Origin of the sequence: Pseudomonas sp. B2021 (assembly GCF_018135665.1) — a bacterium.
Classification (GTDB): Bacteria; Pseudomonadota; Gammaproteobacteria; order Pseudomonadales; family Pseudomonadaceae; genus Aquipseudomonas; species Aquipseudomonas lactis.
Genome location: NZ_SMOF01000001.1, coordinates 227,071 through 244,594, shown reverse-complemented (window position 1 = coordinate 244,594; position 17,524 = coordinate 227,071). Strand labels below are relative to the sequence as shown.

Annotated in this window: 15 protein-coding genes; 4 read left to right on the top strand and 11 right to left on the bottom strand. The window is 60.3% G+C overall.

Annotated elements, in window-relative coordinates; genetic code table 11:
- Positions 1-135: 135 nt before the first annotated feature.
- Positions 136-1,719, bottom strand: coding sequence for a cytochrome c oxidase subunit I (gene ctaD, locus E1K68_RS01070; protein ID WP_003187339.1), 1,584 nt, complete (start codon positions 1,717-1,719; stop codon positions 136-138).
- A 58-nt stretch (positions 1,720-1,777) separates the two neighbouring features.
- Positions 1,778-2,905 carry a cytochrome c oxidase subunit II gene (gene coxB / locus E1K68_RS01065; RefSeq protein WP_003187336.1) on the bottom strand — a complete coding sequence of 376 codons (1,128 nt, stop codon included), beginning with the start codon at positions 2,903-2,905 and terminating at the stop codon, positions 1,778-1,780.
- A 369-nt stretch (positions 2,906-3,274) separates the two neighbouring features.
- Here coxB and E1K68_RS01060 point away from each other — a divergent pair, with 369 nt between their 5' ends.
- Complete coding sequence (locus E1K68_RS01060; RefSeq protein ID WP_003187334.1) at positions 3,275-3,922, top strand: hypothetical protein; 648 nt, start codon at positions 3,275-3,277, stop codon at positions 3,920-3,922.
- A 130-nt stretch (positions 3,923-4,052) separates the two neighbouring features.
- Here the strand turns inward: E1K68_RS01060 and E1K68_RS01055 are convergent, their stop codons facing one another.
- From E1K68_RS01055 to E1K68_RS01030, 6 genes are all read right to left on the bottom strand, one after another.
- Positions 4,053-5,594: a SulP family inorganic anion transporter gene (locus tag E1K68_RS01055; RefSeq protein WP_212613679.1), complete on the bottom strand. Its 1,542-nt coding sequence runs from the start codon at positions 5,592-5,594 to the stop codon at positions 4,053-4,055.
- An 85-nt stretch (positions 5,595-5,679) separates the two neighbouring features.
- Positions 5,680-6,411, bottom strand: a complete 732-nt coding sequence (locus E1K68_RS01050) for a carbonic anhydrase (RefSeq protein ID WP_003187331.1) — start codon at positions 6,409-6,411, stop codon at positions 5,680-5,682.
- Between the two features lie 228 nt (positions 6,412-6,639).
- Positions 6,640-7,698, bottom strand: a complete 1,059-nt coding sequence (locus E1K68_RS01045; protein WP_003187330.1) for a PA0069 family radical SAM protein — start codon at positions 7,696-7,698, stop codon at positions 6,640-6,642.
- Positions 7,699-7,780: 82 nt separating this feature from the next.
- Positions 7,781-9,079 (bottom strand): cytochrome c, encoded by a 1,299-nt coding sequence (locus E1K68_RS01040; RefSeq protein WP_212613678.1) that lies wholly within the window; start codon positions 9,077-9,079, stop codon positions 7,781-7,783.
- Positions 9,080-9,091: 12 nt separating this feature from the next.
- Positions 9,092-10,876 (bottom strand): GMC family oxidoreductase, encoded by a 1,785-nt coding sequence (locus E1K68_RS01035; protein WP_003187327.1) that lies wholly within the window; start codon positions 10,874-10,876, stop codon positions 9,092-9,094.
- Between the two features lie 2 nt (positions 10,877-10,878).
- Positions 10,879-11,631 (bottom strand): gluconate 2-dehydrogenase subunit 3 family protein, encoded by a 753-nt coding sequence (locus tag E1K68_RS01030; protein WP_212613677.1) that lies wholly within the window; start codon positions 11,629-11,631, stop codon positions 10,879-10,881.
- Between the two features lie 274 nt (positions 11,632-11,905).
- On the opposite strand from E1K68_RS01030, the gene E1K68_RS01025 reads away from it, so the two are divergent.
- Positions 11,906-12,556, top strand: coding sequence for a dual specificity protein phosphatase family protein (locus tag E1K68_RS01025; RefSeq protein ID WP_034134457.1), 651 nt, complete (start codon positions 11,906-11,908; stop codon positions 12,554-12,556).
- 108 nt (positions 12,557-12,664) lie between these two features.
- On the opposite strand, the gene E1K68_RS01020 is transcribed toward E1K68_RS01025, so the two are convergent.
- Together E1K68_RS01020 and prlC are read right to left on the bottom strand one after the other, a co-directional pair.
- On the bottom strand, positions 12,665-12,940 hold the full coding sequence (locus E1K68_RS01020; RefSeq protein ID WP_003187322.1) for a YheV family putative zinc ribbon protein: 276 nt from the start codon (positions 12,938-12,940) through the stop codon (positions 12,665-12,667).
- Entirely contained in the window at positions 12,937-14,988 is a 2,052-nt protein-coding gene (prlC, locus tag E1K68_RS01015; RefSeq protein WP_003187320.1) for an oligopeptidase A, read from the bottom strand. Before prlC ends, E1K68_RS01020 begins: the two co-directional genes overlap by 4 nt.
- A 101-nt stretch (positions 14,989-15,089) precedes the next feature.
- Here prlC and E1K68_RS01010 point away from each other — a divergent pair, with 101 nt between their 5' ends.
- Together E1K68_RS01010 and E1K68_RS01005 are read left to right on the top strand one after the other, a co-directional pair.
- Positions 15,090-15,632 carry a gamma carbonic anhydrase family protein gene (locus tag E1K68_RS01010; RefSeq protein WP_003187318.1) on the top strand — a complete coding sequence of 181 codons (543 nt, stop codon included), beginning with the start codon at positions 15,090-15,092 and terminating at the stop codon, positions 15,630-15,632.
- Entirely contained in the window at positions 15,629-16,288 is a 660-nt protein-coding gene (locus tag E1K68_RS01005; RefSeq protein ID WP_094773969.1) for an HAD family hydrolase, read from the top strand. Before E1K68_RS01010 ends, E1K68_RS01005 begins: the two co-directional genes overlap by 4 nt.
- A gap of 95 nt (positions 16,289-16,383) precedes the next feature.
- On the opposite strand, the gene E1K68_RS01000 is transcribed toward E1K68_RS01005, so the two are convergent.
- Positions 16,384-17,427 carry an aminopeptidase gene (locus tag E1K68_RS01000; protein WP_212613676.1) on the bottom strand — a complete coding sequence of 348 codons (1,044 nt, stop codon included), beginning with the start codon at positions 17,425-17,427 and terminating at the stop codon, positions 16,384-16,386.
- Between the last annotated feature and the right edge of the window lie 97 nt (positions 17,428-17,524).

Genomic DNA, 17,524 nt, shown 5'->3' with positions numbered 1-17,524 from the left:
GGCGCCCACCTGGCTTTGGACTTTCTGTGGGAGCTGGCTTGCCTGCGATGAGGACCTCAAAGTCGGGAGATTCAGCGCCTGACATACCGCCATCGCGGGCAAGCCCGCTCCCACAGGAGGAGTATAGGGAGGGCTTCATTTGACCTCCGGCGGCGTGGTGAAGGTGTGATACGGCGCGGGCGAGGGCACGCTCCATTCCAGGCCCTCGGCGCCATCCCACGGCTTGGCCGGCGCAGGCGGGCCGCCACGGATGCACTTGATGACAATGAACAGGAAGAAGATCTGCGTGGCGCCGAACATGAAGGCACCGATGGACGAGACCATGTTGAAGTCAGCGAACTGCAGGTTGTAGTCCGGCACCCGACGCGGCATACCGGCCAGCCCCACGAAGTGCATGGGGAAGAACGCCATGTTCATGCCCACGAAAGACAACCAGAAGTGCAGCTTGCCCAGGGTTTCGTCGTACATGTGGCCGGTCCATTTCGGCAGCCAGTAGTAGGCCGAGGCGAAGATTCCGAAGATCGCGCCGGGCACCAGTACGTAATGGAAATGCGCCACCACAAAGTAGGTGTCGTGGTACTGGAAGTCCGCCGGGGCAATCGCCAGCATCAGCCCGGAGAAGCCGCCAATGGTAAACAGGATCACAAAGGCCACCGCAAACAACATCGGCGTCTCGAACGTCAGTGAGCCTTGCCACATGGTGCTGACCCAGTTGAATACCTTCACCCCCGTGGGTACGGCGATCAGCAGGGTGGCGTACATGAAGAACAGCTCACCCACCAGCGGAATGCCCACCACGAACATATGGTGTGCCCACACGATGAATGACAGGAACGCGATGCTCGCGGTGGCGTAGACCATCGAGGTGTAACCGAACAGCGGCTTGCGCGAGAAGGTCGGGATGATCGAGCTGACCGCGCCAAAGGCCGGCAGGATCATGATGTACACCTCGGGATGCCCGAAGAACCAGAACACATGCTGGAACAGCACCGGATCGCCACCACCGGCCGCGCTGAAGAAGCTGGTGCCGAAGTGGATATCCATCAGCATCATGGTCACGCAGCCCGCCAGTACCGGCATCACCGCGATCAGCAGGAACGCGGTGATCAGCCAGGTCCACACGAACAGCGGCATTTTCATCAGGGTCATGCCCGGCGCGCGCAGGTTGAGGATGGTGGCGACCACGTTGATCGCGCCCATGATCGAACTGATGCCCATCAGGTGGATGGCAAAGATAAAGAACGTCACGCTTTCCGGCGCATAGGTGGTGGAGAGCGGGGCGTAAAAGGTCCAGCCGAAGTTCGGCCCACCGCCGGGCGTGAACAAGGTAGACACCAACAGCAGAAACGCCGCCGGCAGCAGCCAGAAACTGAAATTGTTCATGCGCGGCAGGGCCATGTCCGGCGCGCCGATCATCAGCGGGATCATCCAGTTGGCCAGGCCGACGAACGCCGGCATCACTGCGCCGAACACCATGATCAGGCCGTGCATGGTGGTCATCTGGTTGAAGAACGCCGGCTGCACAATCTGCAGGCCCGGCTGGAACAGCTCGGCGCGGATCACCATGGCGAACGAGCCACCGAGCAGGAACATGGTGAAGGCGAACCACAGGTACATGGTGCCGATGTCTTTGTGGTTGGTGGTCAGCACCCAGCGCATCAGACCCTTGGCGGGGCCGTGGGCATGGTCGGCATGACCATGGTCGATCACAGTGCTCATGGCCGTTCTCCTGCAAGCGAGTGAGCGGGGCGATTCAGGGCATTGGCAATGAAAGTAGTCATTTGCTTTGGGCCTGTTTCAGAGCCAGCACGTCTTTGGGCGTGACCATGTCGCCTTTGTTATTACCCCAGGCGTTACGCTCATAGGTCACCACAGCGGCGATATCCACTTCCGAGAGCTGCTTGCCGAAAGCTGCCATCGCGGTGCCGGGCTTGCCGTGATACACGATGCTCAGATGGTCTTTGGCCGGCCCCGTGGCGATTTTCGAGCCCTTGAGCGCCGGGAACATCGGTGGCAAGCCTTGGCCCTCGGCTTGGTGACAGGCCACGCAGGTGGTGTGATAGACCTTGTCGCCACGAGCCACCAGTTCGTCCAGTGTCCACTCCTTGGAGGTCAGTTCCTTGAGCTTGGCCGCCTCCTCCTTGCGCTCGCCCAGCCAGGTGTCGTAGTCAGCCTTGGACTTGACCTCAACCACGATGGGCATGAAGCCATGGTCCTTGCCACACAGTTCGGCGCACTGGCCACGATAGATGCCGGGCTTCTCGACGCGGGTCCAGGCCTCGTTGACGAAGCCGGGGATGGCGTCGCGCTTGACCGCGAAGGCCGGTACCCACCATGAGTGGATCACATCGGCGGCGGTCACCAGAAAGCGCACCTTGGCACCCACCGGCAATACCAGCGGCTGGTCGACTTCCAACAGGTAGTGTTCACCCTTGGTAGCCTGGTTATGGATCTGCTCGGCGGGCGTGGCCAGGTTGCTGAAGAACTCCACATCCTGCCCCAGGTATTTGTAATGCCACTTCCACTGATAGCCGGTGACCTGGATATCGATATCCGATTCACTGCTGTCGTAGATGTTGATCAGGGTCTTGGTGGCCGGAATGGCCATGGCCACCAGAATCAGCAAGGGCACCACGGTCCAGAGGATTTCCACGGTGGTGCTTTCGTGGAACTTGGCCGCTACCTGGCCCGTAGACCGGCGGTGCAGGATCATTGACCAGAACATCGCGCCAAACACGACGATGCCGATCACCACACAAATCCAGAAAATGGTCATGTGCAGGTCAAACACAGCGTGGCTGACTTCAGTAGCCCCTGGCGCCATATTCGTAGTCCAGGCGGCGTGCGCCTGGCCGAATACCGACCACACCAGGAGGCCCATCCAAACGTGTGGATGTCGCGTCATTGCGGGTTCCCCTTTATGTTTCTTGTTATCCCGCCGGTTTGCACCTGCGGCGAAGGGAGCGGCTTCCATACTGCTTACAACCGCCAAGCCTTGCCTGCGTCATGCAGTTGGGCGTCATCAGCTAATTGCGTACAAAATCGAGTATAGACAGCCGTAGCAACCCCGCAATGTGTGGGGGCAAATGAATAGAAACAGACAGACGGAGCCCGTAAAATAGGCAGCGGAATCGTTTATCCGACGAACGATGGCATTTCGATATAACCCCTGCCTATAACCATGAAATAATTATGACAAATGCGTCTTAGGCGCTCGTATAAACGAACTACCTTATCTTCTCCCTTTTCCTACGCCTGCTTCACTGGAGCCCTCATGAACACCGCCGCATTGCGCGAGCAGATTTCCCGTGCCCATCAACACGAAGCCAGCACCGGCCAGCTCGTCAGCCAGCTGAAAAAACAAGTGCCGCACCTGCATTCGTCCATCGCCCTGGCTGACGGTGATCGCAACATGGTCATGACCCGTTTTGTGACCGCTTACATCGACCTGGTTCCTGATTTGCTCGACGCCGCCAATGACGTGGCCCGTGAGGCCGGGATTGAAAGCCAGATCAAACCGGTACTGAAAATCGCTGAACATTTCTTCCTGCAGCCGCCAGCGATTCTGGCCGGCCACGACGGCCTTGATGGCCTGCTGGATGAGGCCTACCTGGCGCATCGCCTGGTCGAAGAAGTAAACGATCTGTATATCAAGCATTTTGGCCAGCCGTTGATTCCAGCGGATACCACCGTGGCCAACGTGATCGCCCATCAACTGATCGGCGAAGACTTCGCCAACCAGTTGGATGAAGCCGTGCACCTGGCGGTGGATGAGATGCTTAACGAGGAAAGCTTTGCGCTGGAGTCGGTCGAGGCCTATCGCGAGCAGCTCAAGAGCCCGCAGACCGAAGCGTCCTGGAAGCGCTGGCCGTGCCTGTCGCGCCAGCTTGGGGTTGAGCTGTCGCTGGATCAACCTGCGTAAATCGTCCGGCTTACAAAGATCAACTGTGGGAGCCGGGCTTGCCCGCGATTGGCGGAGTATCAGCCAACAGATTAGTTGACTGAACCACCGCCATCGCGGGCAAGCCCGGCTCCCACAGTTTTTTGAGGGGTCAGGCAGGCGCTGAGCCGATCCCCACTGTCGTTCTCACCCGACCTTCCAGCCGACGCTTCAACCCACGCGCCTCGATCACCAACGTCGAGCCCTTGGCTGCATTGGCCCGGCCCCATTCTTCCAGCAACTCCAGGCAAGAGTGGTCGATGTAACTCAAGTTACTCAGCGGCACATGCAAGGTGGTCCCCGCAGGCACCGCCGACAGCACCTGAGTCAACGCCGGCACCTTCAGAAAGGTCGCCGCCCCCGTCAAACGCAGCTCCATTTCACCTTCCTGAGGCAGGTCAACAAGGCTGACTTTAAGACGCGACGCCTTGAACGCCAACTTCACCAGCGTCAGCCCAAAGCCCACCAGCACGCCGGTCAGCAAATCGGTAAAGATGATTGCCAGCGCGGTGGCCGCATAGGTGAACATCGGCATCCGACCATAGCGCCCCAGCGCCTTGAACGCCTTGACGTCTACCAGCTTGATGCCGGTGTACACCAGCACACCCGCCAGGCTCGCGACCGGAATGCTCTGCAGCACGCTCGACAGCAAGAGCACGAAACCCAGCAGCCACAGGCCATGGAACATCGCCGACAGACGCGTGGTAGCACCCGCTTGGACGTTCGCCGAGCTGCGTACGATCACGCCAGTCATTGGCAAGGCGCCAACCAGGCCGCAAAGCATGTTGCCTACACCTTGGGCCGACAATTCCTTATCGAAGTCGGAACGTTGACCACTGTGCATGCGGTCCACCGCTGCGGCAGACAGCAGGGTTTCGGCACTGGCAATAAACGCCACGGCGAACGCCGCGATCAGCAGCTGTGGATCAGCCAGGTTCAGCAGGTCGCTGGGGCGCAGCCAGTCGATAGCGTCCGCCAGGTTTTCCGGAACTTCCACGCGCTTGACCTGCAGCGCCAGCAGCAGGCTGGCGACGGTCGCCAGGCCCACGCCAAGCAGCGCACCGGGCACAAACCGTAGTGGTTGCGGGCGGAATTTGTCCCACAGGTACATCACCAACATCGTCGACAGGCCGAGCACGCCAGCCTGCCAACCGAGCCCGCCGCCGAAGGTCGGAATTGCTTCAGCCAACGCTGCCGGGAAGCCTGCCAGGTTATCCAGCCCGGACGGCTTGGGCGCGCCGTCGAGCATCACATGAATCTGCGACAACACGATCAACACGCCAATCCCGGCCAACATGCCATAGACTACCGCCGGCGCGGTGACGCGAAACCAGCAGCCCAGGCGCAAACGCCCGGCCACCAATTGCAGGAAGCCGGCCAGCAGCAGGATCGGCCCCAGCATCAGCATGCCGTGCTGGCGCACCAACTCGAACACCAACACCGCCAGACCCGCCGCCGGGCCGCTGACTTGCAGCGGCGAGCCGGCCAGCCAGCCCACCACCAGGCCACCGATGATGCCCGTGATCAGGCCCTTGGCCGGCGGCATGCCGGACGCAATCGCGATGCCCATGCACAGTGGCAAGGCGACCAGAAAAACAACCACCGAGGCGAGCAGCTCCCGTGGCAATACAGCTTTCAATTGAGCAGCACGCATGATGACTCTCCCGAGGCATTCGCCGGGCGCGGTAAAGCCTGGCTGCATCCATGGCAGCCACCGCATTACCCGGCAGGGAAGTGTTTTAGAAGCGCGCTTTAGGCGTCGCTGAAGGGATCGGCTCGGTGCCGTTCAGCGGTCGGAACGCCGCTTTGTCCGCATCGTAGGCCCGTATTTCGCTGGTCTCGATGTTGTAGATCCAACCATGGATAAACAAATGACCATTGGCCATGCGCGAAGCCACGGAAGGGTGGGTGCGCAAGTGTTGCAGTTGGGCGATGACGTTTTCTTCGGTCAGCACCGCCATGCTCTCGCCTTCGTTGGCGCAGTCGCAGTTGTCATGGACCATGGTCTTGGCGACCTCGGCGTGACGCAGCCAGGCCTTGACCGTTGGCATCTTTTCCAGGCTGTCGGGGTTGAGCACGGCACGCATGGCGCCGCAGTCCGAATGCCCGCACACGATGATGTGCTGTACGCCAAGGGCGAGCACCGCGTACTCGATAGCGGTGGAAACACCGCCGTTCATCTGGCCGTAGGGCGGCACCACGTTGCCGACGTTACGGGTCACGAACAGGTCGCCTGGGGAGCTTTGAGTGATCAGCTCGGGCACGATGCGCGAGTCGGCGCAGGTGATGAACATTGCCCGTGGGCTCTGGGCAGTGGCGAGTTTCTTGAAGAGTTCTTCCTGCTGGGGGAAGACGTCGTGATGGAAATGCAAAAAGCCGTCAACGATATGCTGCAGCGCTGCATCGGCGGATTCCGCCACCTGAGGGGCTGAAGCCGACGCAGCCAACGGCTGTTTATCCTTGTCACTCATGATTCATCCTCTTGATCAATGCAGGGGAGGGTTCAGGTCAGTTCGACGCCATGGCGGTGAAATAGTTGTAAAACAAGCACCGGCCAGGCCGCCGACTCATCAGTCACTCGCTGAACAAGGTAACCGCCGAAACTTAACTCAAACTGAATGAACCGCTCTAGAACGCGGGTTTCAGTGATGTCAAAACGCGACTATTGCTACAGCAAAGGTGCACGTCTGTCCCTCAGTCTACAACAAAGCCATCTGCCTGCCCGGTGGGCAAAACGCCGTGCAATCGAGGTTGAACCCTTCCCGCCGATTCAGCCCCAGGCGTTTGATTGCCTTGGTGAACCGCTGCGCCAGCAAATCGGCAAACGGCCCCTCACCGCGCATGCGCACGCCAAACCGGCTGTCATACACCTCACCCCCGCGTACCTGGCGCACCAGGCTCATCACATGGGCCGCTCGCTGGGGGTAATGGGCCACCAGCCACTCCTCGAACAACGGCGCCACCTCCAACGGCAGGCGCAGCATCATATACGCCGCGCTTTGTGCGCCGGCCGCGTGAGCTTCGGTAAGCAGGCTCTCCAGCTCGCTGTCGTTGATCATCGGGATCATTGGCGAGCACAGCACGCCCACCGGGATACCCGCGTCGCGCATTACCCGAATCGCCCGCAGCCGCGCCTTGGGCGCTGCCGTGCGCGGTTCCAGGATGCGCTTGAGCTCGTCGTCCAGGCTGGTGAGGCTGATCATCACCGCCACCAGGCGCTGGCGGGCCAACTCGGTCAGCAAGTCGAGGTCACGCAGGATCAACGAACCCTTGGTGATGATGGTCACCGGGTGCCGGTAGCGCAGCAGTACCTCAAGGGTTTGCCGGGTAATCCGGTATTCACGCTCGATTGGCTGGTACGGATCGGTATTGGAGCCCAGGTTGATCGGTGCGCACACGTAGCCCGGCTTGGACAACTGCTGCTCCAGCACATCAGCCGCGTTGCTCTTGGCAATCAATTTGGTTTCAAAGTCCAGCCCGGGCGACATGTCCCAATAGGCATGGCTGGGCCGCGCATAGCAGTAGATGCAACCATGCTCACAACCGCGATACGGGTTGATGGACCGATCAAACGGCAAGTCCGGCGAGTTGTTGCGGGTGATGATGGTCTTGGCCGTTTCGATACGCACTTCGGTGCCTTGGGTCGGCGGCACTTCCTGGTACCAACCGTCGTCCTCAGCCACGCTGACGGTGGGTGCAAACCGATTGTGCAGGTTGGTGGCCGTACCCCGGCCACGGGGCGGCAGCGCAGTAGACATGAAAACGCCTCGATACTGTTTTTATATACAGTATCGAGGCGCGAGGTTTCTGACCAGTGCCGTTGGGCGGCCAGCGAACTTATCAGTGCTTTTGCGTCACCTGGCCCAAGTCATCGCCCGAGGTGGTGTGCAGATCGTTTTTGCGCAGATCCGCCACATCGCTGGCCTTGACCGGCGCGCCCTGGTTGCCCCAGCTGCCACGGATAAAACTCACCACATCCGCCACTTCCTGGTCCGACAGACGCCAGGCGAACGCCGGCATGGTGAAGGTTGACGGCGCCGCATGGGTGGCCGGCAAGGTGCCGCCGTTCAACACAATGTTGATCAACGACGTGGCATCTGCCGTCTGCAACACCGGGTTGCCCGCCAGCGCCGGGAATACCCGCGTATAGCCATGGCCATCGGTACGGTGGCAAGCCGCGCAGTTGTCGATATACACCGACGCACCGGGCTTGCTGTCATCGCCCTTCCACAGCGCTTGTGCTACCTGCTTGTCGTACTGGTGCGGCTGGTCCTTGGGATCGACCGCCGGCAGGCTCTTGAGGTAGCGGGCGATAGCGGTCAGGTCCTCTTGGGACATGTACTGCATGCTGTGCACAACCACATCACTCATGCCGCCGAATACCGCGCTACGGTCGCTGCGACCGGTCTTGAGGAACTGCACCAGTTGCTCCTCGCTCCAGCTGCCGAGGCCGTCCTTGTGGTCGCCGCGCAGGCTTTTGGCAATCCAGCCTTCCAACGGCGCACTGCCAGACAGGAAGGCGCTGCCGTCCGTGGCACTCAAGGCCTTTTCCTGCATGGTCAGGGCACGCGGCGTATGGCAGGCGCCGCAATGTCCGAGACCTTCCACCAGGTAGGCACCGCGATCGATCACCGGGTCGACAGCGGCTTGCGGCTGATGCGCCTCGACCGCTGGGGCAAACATCCAGCGCCAGGCCGCCAACGGCCAACGCATGCTCAGGGGCCAGGGAATATCGCTGTCCTTGTTTTCCTGGGCAACCGGTTCGACCCCCTTCATGAAGTACGCATACAGCGCTTGCATATCGCTGTCGCTGACGCGTGCGTAGGACGGGTAGGGCATCGCCGGGTAAAGCGTACTACCGTTCTTGGCGACGCCATGGCGCACGGCCTTGTCGAAATCCTCGAAGCTGTAGTCGCCCAGGCCGGTCTTGTCCGGGGTGATGTTGGTGGAATAGATCACGCCAATCGGTGTTTCCATCGGCAGGCCGCCAGCGAAGGGCTTGCCCCCCTTGGCGGTATGGCAGGCGACACAGTCGCCGGCGCGTGCCAGGTATTCACCCTGCTTGATCAGATCGGTTTCGGCGGCGCTGATCGAGCAGCTGCTGAACAGCGCCAGGGAGGCGATAACGAGTGCTTTCATGGTCATCGCTCCTTATGCCTGAACCAGTGGGCCGGGGTTTTTGAGGTACTGCTCGCGAATCGCTCGCGCCGACCAATAGGTCAACGCTGCCACCAGGCCGGTAGGGTTGTAGCCCAGCCCTTGTGGGAAAGCGGAAGCACCGGGGACAAATACGTTGTGCACATCCCAGCTCTGCAAGTAGCGGTTCAACGCACTGGTTTTCGGGTCGGTGCCCATGATCGCGCCACCGTTGAGGTGGGTGGTCTGGTAGGCGGCGGTATTGAAATGCTCACCGACCTTTTTACCCAGCACGGCGATGGCCTTGGGGTTCATGGCCTGGGCCACTTTGCCCATTTTCTCCATCATGAAGCGGTTCATCTTGATGTCGTTTTCTTGCCAGTCGAAGGTCATGCGCAGCAGCGGCAGACCGTAGGCATCGCGGTAAACCGGGTCCAGATCCAGGTAGTTGCTGCGGTAGGACTGATGGGCACCGTGGGAGTCCATAGAGACCTGATGGGTGTAGTAATCGGCGGTGGCGCGCTTCCAGGCGCTGCCCCAGGCCGGCGTGCCCGGCGGGTTGGACGTACCGGCAATCGGCCGGCTGCCCGCCTGGTTGACCCACATCGGCGAACCACCCACGAAGCCGTGGGGGCCATGGTCAAAGTTGTCGGCGTTGAAGTCGTCGATGGCCACGCCATTGCCGCCCGCACCGATAAAGTTGTTGGTGTGGGTGTCCTTGTCGAAGAACGCCTTGATGGTGCCCATGTTCTGGTAGGCGAAGTTCCTGCCTACCACGCCTTCATTGGTAATCGGGTCGTAGGGTTTGCCGATGCCGGACAGCAGCATCAGGCGCACGTTATGGAACTGGAAGGCGCCAAGAATCACCAGGTCCGCCGGCTGTTCGCATTCGCGGCCCTGGGCGTCGATGTAGGTCACGCCGGTGGCTTTCTTCTTGGTGCTGTCGAGGTTGACCTTGAGCACGTGGGAATTGGGCCGCAGCTCGAAGTTGGGCACTTGGCGCAAGGCCGGCAAGATGTTCACGTTCGGCGAGGCCTTGGAGTACATGTAGCACACGTAGCCACTGCAAAAGCCGCAGAAGTTGCACGGGCCCATCTGCGCACCGTAGGGGTTGGTGTACGGCCCCGACGTGTTGGCCGACGGCAGGTTGTAAGGTTTGTAACCTACGTCGGTCGCCGCTTTCTGAAACAGCTGGGCGGAGACGGTATTTTTCTGCGCCTCCAATGGGAACGGGTTGGAGCGATCCGGCGCGTAGGGGTTGCCGCCACGGCCTTCTCCGACTAACTGGCCTTTGACTGTCCAGGCTTGGCCGGAGGTGCCAAAGACTTTTTCCGCATAGTCGAAAAACGGCTCCAGCTCTTCATAGCTGACGCCGAAGTCCTGGATGGTCATGTCCTTGGGAATGAAGTTCTTCCCGTAGCGCTCTTCGTAATGGCTGCGCATGCGCAGCTCAATCGGGTCGACGCGAAAATGCACGCCCGACCAGTGCAGCCCCGCACCACCCACGCCATTACCCGGCAAGAAAGCGCCCAACTGACGATTGGGCAGGGCGACGTCATTTACGCTGTGGCGAATGGTCACCGTTTCTTTGGAGATGTCCTGGAACAGCTTCTTACGCACGCTGTAGGTCAATTCGTCGATGACCTGGGGATAGTTGCCGTCTGGGTAAGTGTCCTGCATCGGGCCGCGCTCCAGCGCTACCACGTTGAGGCCCGCTTCCGTCAGCTCCTTGGCCATGATCGCGCCCGTCCAGCCGAAGCCCACAATCACTGCATCCACTTTCTTCATGATGGTCGCCACGTTTATGCCCTCTCGCCGCGAATGGAAACAGCCGGGAAGGGGTACTGCTCGTTGCGTTCCACCCAATCCATGAAGTCGGCGCGGGCGCCGGGGAAGCCGATCATGGTCCAGCCGACCATGCCTTTATTGCCACCGTGGATAGGGTCGCAGAAGAAGCCTTCCTTGGTGTTTTGCAGCAAAAGGTTAAAGAACATCTTGGGTGGCACGGCGTCGAAGTGCGCCGCCACTTCGCTGCCGCCAGCCTCCAGACGCCTGAGCATATCGTCTCGGGTAGCGCTGTCTTGCGCAGCAAAAGCTTTACCGTTGAACGCTTTCGACCACGCATCCGTGGCAGCAATGCCCAGGCGATAGATCTCCTTGGGCACCAACTTGCTCTGCCAGCCCATCTCCGGCGCCGCGTCGGCGTTGAACGGGCCTTGCATGAACCACAGGGCGCCACTGGCGTAAGGAGTGTTCATCTGGCGGTCGATGTATTCCGGCGCGCTAGCCTCCAAGGCACCTGGGCCCTGGGCGTCAGCGGGAATCAAGCGCTCGACGGCAGCGTTGATAAACGCCCACTCCTCGGCTGTGAAATAGCTCGGCTCGTAGGCTTTATCGCTGACCGCAGGCTTGGCCGGTTCGGCCTGGGCCGGTTCCGGCGTGGCCATCAGCATCGAACCGCCAAGGCCGGTGCTGGCAACCGTGACCACCGGGATCAAGGTCAAGGATTTGCGTAAAAAGTCACGCCGGGGGTTGTCTTGATCTTGATCAGACATGGGTACACCTCATCATGTGGTCACGGGTTTATCCGCCGCTTCTGGGAGCAGCGTGAAGGCTTGCGGCTAATTGGATCCAAGCAGATACAGCACAATGGCAAACATTAGTTACAAATGATAGCAGGCTAAGAATTCAGAGGCGTCAATTCGACGACAAAAACACCGGATCAGATCGCAAGCATCACGATTCTTTGACACGGACCTCACGCCGTATTGACCCGCCTTGAGTGAGTCTGGGGCCCATCAGCCACTTCCTCGCTCGGTCACAACGTTCATGTTCAACACACGCATACTGCTCGTTCTAGGCCTGGCGCTCATGAGCCTGCTCAACACCGTACAAGCCGATGAGGCTGCGTCGATCCGCTCGCCGGAATGGGCCCAGCCGGTGGGTAACCAATACAACCTGCATCAAATGACACCCACGCTCTATCGCAGTGCATTGCCGGACGAGCGTGCGCTGCCTCTGTTGCAAACGCTCAAGATCGCTACGGTCATCAACTTCCTGCCGGAATCTGATGCGCAGTGGCTCCAATCATCTGATATCAAACAGGTGCAGTTGAGCTATCGCACCAACCACGTCGACGATTCCGACGTGCTGGCGGCGATCAGGGCGATTCAGGCAGCAGAGGCCGATGGCCCGGTGTTGATGCACTGCAAGCACGGCGCCGACCGCACCGGCCTGATGGCAGCGATGTATCGGGTGGTGGTGCAGGGGTGGAGCAAGGAGGATGCGCTGAACGAGATGACCTTGGGCGGCTTTGGCAGCAGCAACGGTTTCAAGGATGGCGTTCGCTACATGATGAAAGCCGATGTCGACAAGTTGCGCACAGCTTTAGCAAATGGGGATTGCAGCACCAGCGCGTTTGCGTTGTGCTCAATGAAAGACTGGATCACCACAACGGGCCAGGCAGAGAAACAACTGTAGGAGCGAGCTTGCTCGCGAAAAACTCAACAGCACCGCGCTTATCCAGGATAGCGCGCGTTATCGTTAACGTTTTTCGCGAGCAAGCTCGCTCCTACAGGGGGTGCGGGGTTAGTCTTTTTTCAGCTTCGGGTTCGGGAAGAACTGCACTGCCTGCACTTTAGGATCCGCCGGCGCTTTCAGCGCGGTGGTATTGACCCTAGTGCCCAATTCCTTGGGCACCGACAGGCCTTGATCATTCAGCGTATCGGTATACCCGCAGGCCACGCACTCGCGGTGCGGCACGTTGTCTTCGGTCCACATCTTCAACTTGTCCGGCTCGCTGCACGCCGGGCAGACAGCCCCAGCGATAAATTGCTTTTTGGTGATCACAGGCCCTTCACTCATGCTGCCGCGTCCTCACTCAGGCCGCTGTGGCGCAAGAGTGCGTCAATCGACGGCGCGCGTCCGCGGAAGTCGACGAACAGCACCATCGGCGCCTGGGAACCGCCACGGGCCAGGATGGCTTCACGGAACGCCCGCCCGGTCTGGGCATTGAGCACGCCGTCTTCTTCAAACTTGGAGAACGCGTCCGCCGACAGCACTTCGGCCCACTTGTAGCTGTAGTAACCCGCCGCATAACCGCCGGCGAAGATGTGCGCGAAGCTGTTGGGGAAGCGGTTGTAGGCCGGTGGGCGCATGACCGAGACTTCATCGCGCACGCCTTCCAGCACCTGGGCCACACTGCGACCATCGCCATGGGTGGCGTGCAATTCAAAGTCGAACAGCGAGAACTCCAGCTGACGCACCATCATCAGGCCGGACTGGAAGTTTTTCGCCGCGAGCATTTTCTCCAGCAGGTCCTGGGGCAGGGGCTCGCCGGTTTCGTAGTGGCCGGAGATCAGCGCCAGGCCTTCAGGCTCCCAGCACCAGTTCTCCATGAATTGGCTCGGCAGTTCCACCGCGTCCCACGCCACACCGTTGATACCGGATACTCCGGCATGTTCCACGCGGGTGAGCAGGTGATGCAAGCCATGGCCGAATTCGTGGAACAGGGTGGTGACTTCATCGTGGGTCAGCAGGGCAGGCTTGCCGCTGTCGGCCGGGGTGAAGTTGCACACCAGGTTGGCGACGGGGCTTTGCAGCACGCCATCAACGGTACGGCGGCGGTCACGGGCGCCATCCATCCAGGCACCGCCACGCTTGTTGGCGCGGGCGTACAGGTCGAAGAAGAAACGCCCGACGTGCTCGCCGTTTTCCTTGATTTCGAACAAACGAACATCCGGGTGCCAGGTGTCGAAGCCTTTGAGCTCAGCAATCTCGATGCCGTACAGGCGCTGCACAATGGCAAACAGGCCGCCCAGCACTTTGTCGATGGGGAAGTAGGCGCGTAGCGCTTCCTGGGACACGCTGTAGCGCTGCTCACGCAGTTTTTCGCCGTAGAAACCGCTGTCCCAGCTTTGCAGATCAGGGCAGCCTTGCTCGGCGGCATAGGCCTTGAGCTGTTGCAGGTCCTGGGCGGCAAACGGCTTGCTGCGCTTGGCCAGGTCACGCAGAAAGCTCAGCACCTGGTCGCTGGACTCGGCCATCTTGGTGGCCAGGCTCAGCTCGGAGAAGGACGCATAACCCAACAATTGGGCCAGTTCCTGACGCAGGTCGAGGATCTGTTCCATCACCGGGCCGTTATCGTTCTGACCGGCATTCGGGCCTTGGTCCGACGCACGGGTGCAGTAGGCGGCGTACACCTCTTCACGCAGGGCACGGTCCTGGGCGTAGGTCATGACGGCGTAGTAGCTGGGGAATTCCAAGGTGATCAGCCAGCCGTCGAGGCCCTTGGCCTGGGCGGCGGCGGCCATTTGTGCCTTGGCCGAGTCGGTCAGACCGGCAAGGGTGGCTTCATCGGTGACGTGCTTGGTCCAGGCCTGGGTGGCGTCCAGCAACTGGTTTGAGAACTTGCTGCCCAGCTCGGACAGCTTGCTCTGCACCTCGGCGTAGCGCTTTTGCTGCTCCGGCGGCAAGTCGATACCCGACAGGCGGAAGTCACGCAGGGAGTGTTCCAGAATGGTTTTTTGCGCCACATCGAAACCGGCAGCTTCCGGGCTGTTGGCCAGGGCTTCGAAGGCCTGGAACAGCTCACGGTTCTGGCCCATTTCGGTAGAGTAAGCGCTCAAGGCCGGCAGGCACGCCTCATAGGCTTCGCGCAGTTCGGCGCTGTTGCACACGGCATTGAGGTGGCTGACCGGGCTCCAGGCCGCACCCAGGCGATCATTGAGTTCGTCCATGGCCAGGACCAGGCCGGCCCACGTCGGATTTTTACCCTGGCTTTGCAGGATCTCTGCGATTGCCACGCGGTTGTCGGCGAGGATCTGTTCGATGGCCGGCTGCACGTGCTCGGCACGGATCGCCGAGAACGGCGGCAGGTCGTAGGACTGCAAAAGAGGGTTGTTCGCGCTCACGGTGGGCACCTTGGCTGAAGAAACATGTAGAACAAAGATGGGGCCATCTTAATTACAATCAACACCCACCGCAGCTATCAGCACAACAGAGAGAGGCTATCGTGACCCTTCGCACCTATCAGAACCACACGCCAACCCTCGGCGCCGGGGCGTTTGTCGATATTTCGGCGGTGGTGATCGGCGATGTCGAAATCGGCACTGACAGCTCGGTTTGGCCGCTGACAGTGATTCGCGGCGACATGCACCGCATCCGCATCGGTGCCCGCACCAGCGTGCAAGATGGCTGCGTGCTGCACATTACCCATGCCGGGCCGTTCAATCCGCAGGGTTACCCGTTGCTGATCGGCGACGACGTGACCATCGCTCATAAGGTCATGCTGCATGGCTGCACCGTGGGTAGCCGCGTCCTGATCGGCATGGGCAGTATTGTGATGGATGGCGCCGTGGTCGAAGACGACGTGATCATCGGCGCCGGCAGCCTGGTGCCGCCAGGCAAGAAACTCGACAGCGGTTTTTTGTATGTGGGCAGCCCGGTGAAGCAGGTTCGCGCATTGACTGACAAAGAGCGCGCCTTTTTCACCTACAGCGCGGCGAACTACGTGAAACTCAAAGACCTGCACCTGGCCGAAGGATTCGATCAATGACCCTGCATCACCCCACCGTCCTGTTCGACCTGGACGGTACCCTCACCGACCCGCGTGAGGGCATTACCCGTTCGATCCAGTACGCCCTGGCCAAACTGGGCATTGATGAGCCCGACCTGGGGAAGCTCGAACACTTCATCGGCCCGCCCTTGCTGCAGGCGTTCATGCAGTTTTACGCCTTCGACGAGGCCAAGGCGTGGGAAGCGGTGAATTTCTACCGTGAGCGCTTCAAGGTTACCGGCCTGTACGAAAACCGCGTGTTCGACGGGGTCATGCCGTTATTGGAAGAGCTGAACAGCCAAGGGCGCCAGCTGTACGTCGCCACCTCCAAACCGTGGGAGTTTGCCCGCGAGATTGCGCGGCATTTCGACTTTGCCAAGCACTTCAAGGTGATCTACGGCAGCGAGTTGGACGGTACGCGTACCAACAAGGTCGAGTTGATCGCGCATTTGATGCGTGAGGAACGGCTGGACCCGGCCACCACCTTGATGATCGGTGATCGCAAGCATGACCTGATCGGGGCACGCAGTAATGGGCTGGATTCGGTCGCCGTGGGGTATGGGTTTGGTAGTTTTGAAGAGCTGAATGCCGAGGCGCCGACCTGGCATTTCGAGACGTTGGACCAGATGCATCAGGCGTTTTTGCAGCGGCCTTGAGACTGCTTTCGCAGGCAAGCCAGCTCCCACAGTTGACCGCATTCTCATGTTGAAAATCGGTGAACTGTGGGAGCTGGCTTGCCTGCGATAAGGCCCTAACGGCCAACCCTCTCCAACTGCCTCAACGCCGCTTTACGCTGCTCCACCGGCAACCCACCCAACCGCTCCACCGCAGTATAAAACTTCACCCAATCCCCACCTTCCTGCGCAAACAACGCCGCAAACGCCGGCACCCATTGGTCATACAACCCAAACGGCAACAGTCGGGCATTGTTCATCGGCTGGTTGATCCAGGCGTCATAACGCTTGTCACCACCCCATTGGCTATCACGCAGGTGCCGGTATTCGCGGCGCAACTGTTCGAATTGCGCCGCTTTGGCCCGGCGCATCGCGTCCGCTGCCAACGGCTGTGCGTACAACGCCTCCAGACGTTTGCGGGTATCGAGAATCAGCCGGATAAATTGATCGCGTTGCTTCAACGCCGCATCGCCGACAGGCGGCAGGCCCCGCGCCACACGCCATTGCCGGGTGCCTTCCTGCTCGACAAAACTGGCATAGGACTCGTTGAACTCGGTGTCATCCTTCACGTAAAAGCGCTGGTGGGCCAGCTCATGGAAGATCAGCGTGGCGAGGCGCTCATCGCCCCAGCTCATCATCGAACTCATGATCGGATCGTTGAACCAGCCCAGCGTGGAGTAGGCCTCCACTCCACCGATCGACACGTCCATGCCCTGTTGCCGCAACAGTGCCGCCTCGCCCCGCGCCGCGCCTTGGTTGTAGTAGCCGCGATAGGCGACGCAACCGGCGATGGGAAAGCAATGGTTCTGTGGTGACAGAGAGAATTCCTGTGTGGCAAAGACATTCCAGACCACATAGGGTCGGCCAATATCGGCATACAGCCGATAACTTTGGTTGTCAGGCAGATGCAGCTGTTCACTGGCAAAGATTCGGGCTTTCTGCGATTGAGCCAGATGCTCGCGCAGCACTGGCGGGCGAGCAGGGTCGGCGATGACCTCGGCAACCGGCTCCCGGGCCCGCAACAGCTGCCACTGGCCGCTCGCCAACTGGCTGTAATAACTGACACTGGAGCAGCCGCTGAGCAGCACAACCATCAGCCCTGGAAGAAAACGCCTGATCATGCACTGACTGCTCCTGGGAGATTGGTTCGCCAGACTATCGCGCTTGCAGGGGATTTTTCCACGGCACGGCGTGTTTATACTCAAGCCTCTCTTCGTG

Bases quoted from the DNA above. Each gene is read 5' to 3' on its own strand.
- ctaD (WP_003187339.1), bottom strand. From the start codon at position 1,719: ATGAGCACTGTGATCGACCATGGTCATGCCGACCATGCCCACGGCCCC.
- coxB (WP_003187336.1), bottom strand. From the start codon at position 2,905: ATGACGCGACATCCACACGTTTGGATGGGCCTCCTGGTGTGGTCGGTA.
- E1K68_RS01060 (WP_003187334.1), top strand. From the start codon at position 3,275: ATGAACACCGCCGCATTGCGCGAGCAGATTTCCCGTGCCCATCAACAC.
- E1K68_RS01055 (WP_212613679.1), bottom strand. From the start codon at position 5,594: ATGCGTGCTGCTCAATTGAAAGCTGTATTGCCACGGGAGCTGCTCGCC.
- E1K68_RS01050 (WP_003187331.1), bottom strand. From the start codon at position 6,411: ATGAGTGACAAGGATAAACAGCCGTTGGCTGCGTCGGCTTCAGCCCCT.
- E1K68_RS01045 (WP_003187330.1), bottom strand. From the start codon at position 7,698: ATGTCTACTGCGCTGCCGCCCCGTGGCCGGGGTACGGCCACCAACCTG.
- E1K68_RS01040 (WP_212613678.1), bottom strand. From the start codon at position 9,079: ATGAAAGCACTCGTTATCGCCTCCCTGGCGCTGTTCAGCAGCTGCTCG.
- E1K68_RS01030 (WP_212613677.1), bottom strand. From the start codon at position 11,631: ATGTCTGATCAAGATCAAGACAACCCCCGGCGTGACTTTTTACGCAAA.
- E1K68_RS01025 (WP_034134457.1), top strand. From the start codon at position 11,906: ATGTTCAACACACGCATACTGCTCGTTCTAGGCCTGGCGCTCATGAGC.
- E1K68_RS01020 (WP_003187322.1), bottom strand. From the start codon at position 12,940: ATGAGTGAAGGGCCTGTGATCACCAAAAAGCAATTTATCGCTGGGGCT.
- E1K68_RS01005 (WP_094773969.1), top strand. From the start codon at position 15,629: ATGACCCTGCATCACCCCACCGTCCTGTTCGACCTGGACGGTACCCTC.
- E1K68_RS01000 (WP_212613676.1), bottom strand. From the start codon at position 17,427: ATGATCAGGCGTTTTCTTCCAGGGCTGATGGTTGTGCTGCTCAGCGGC.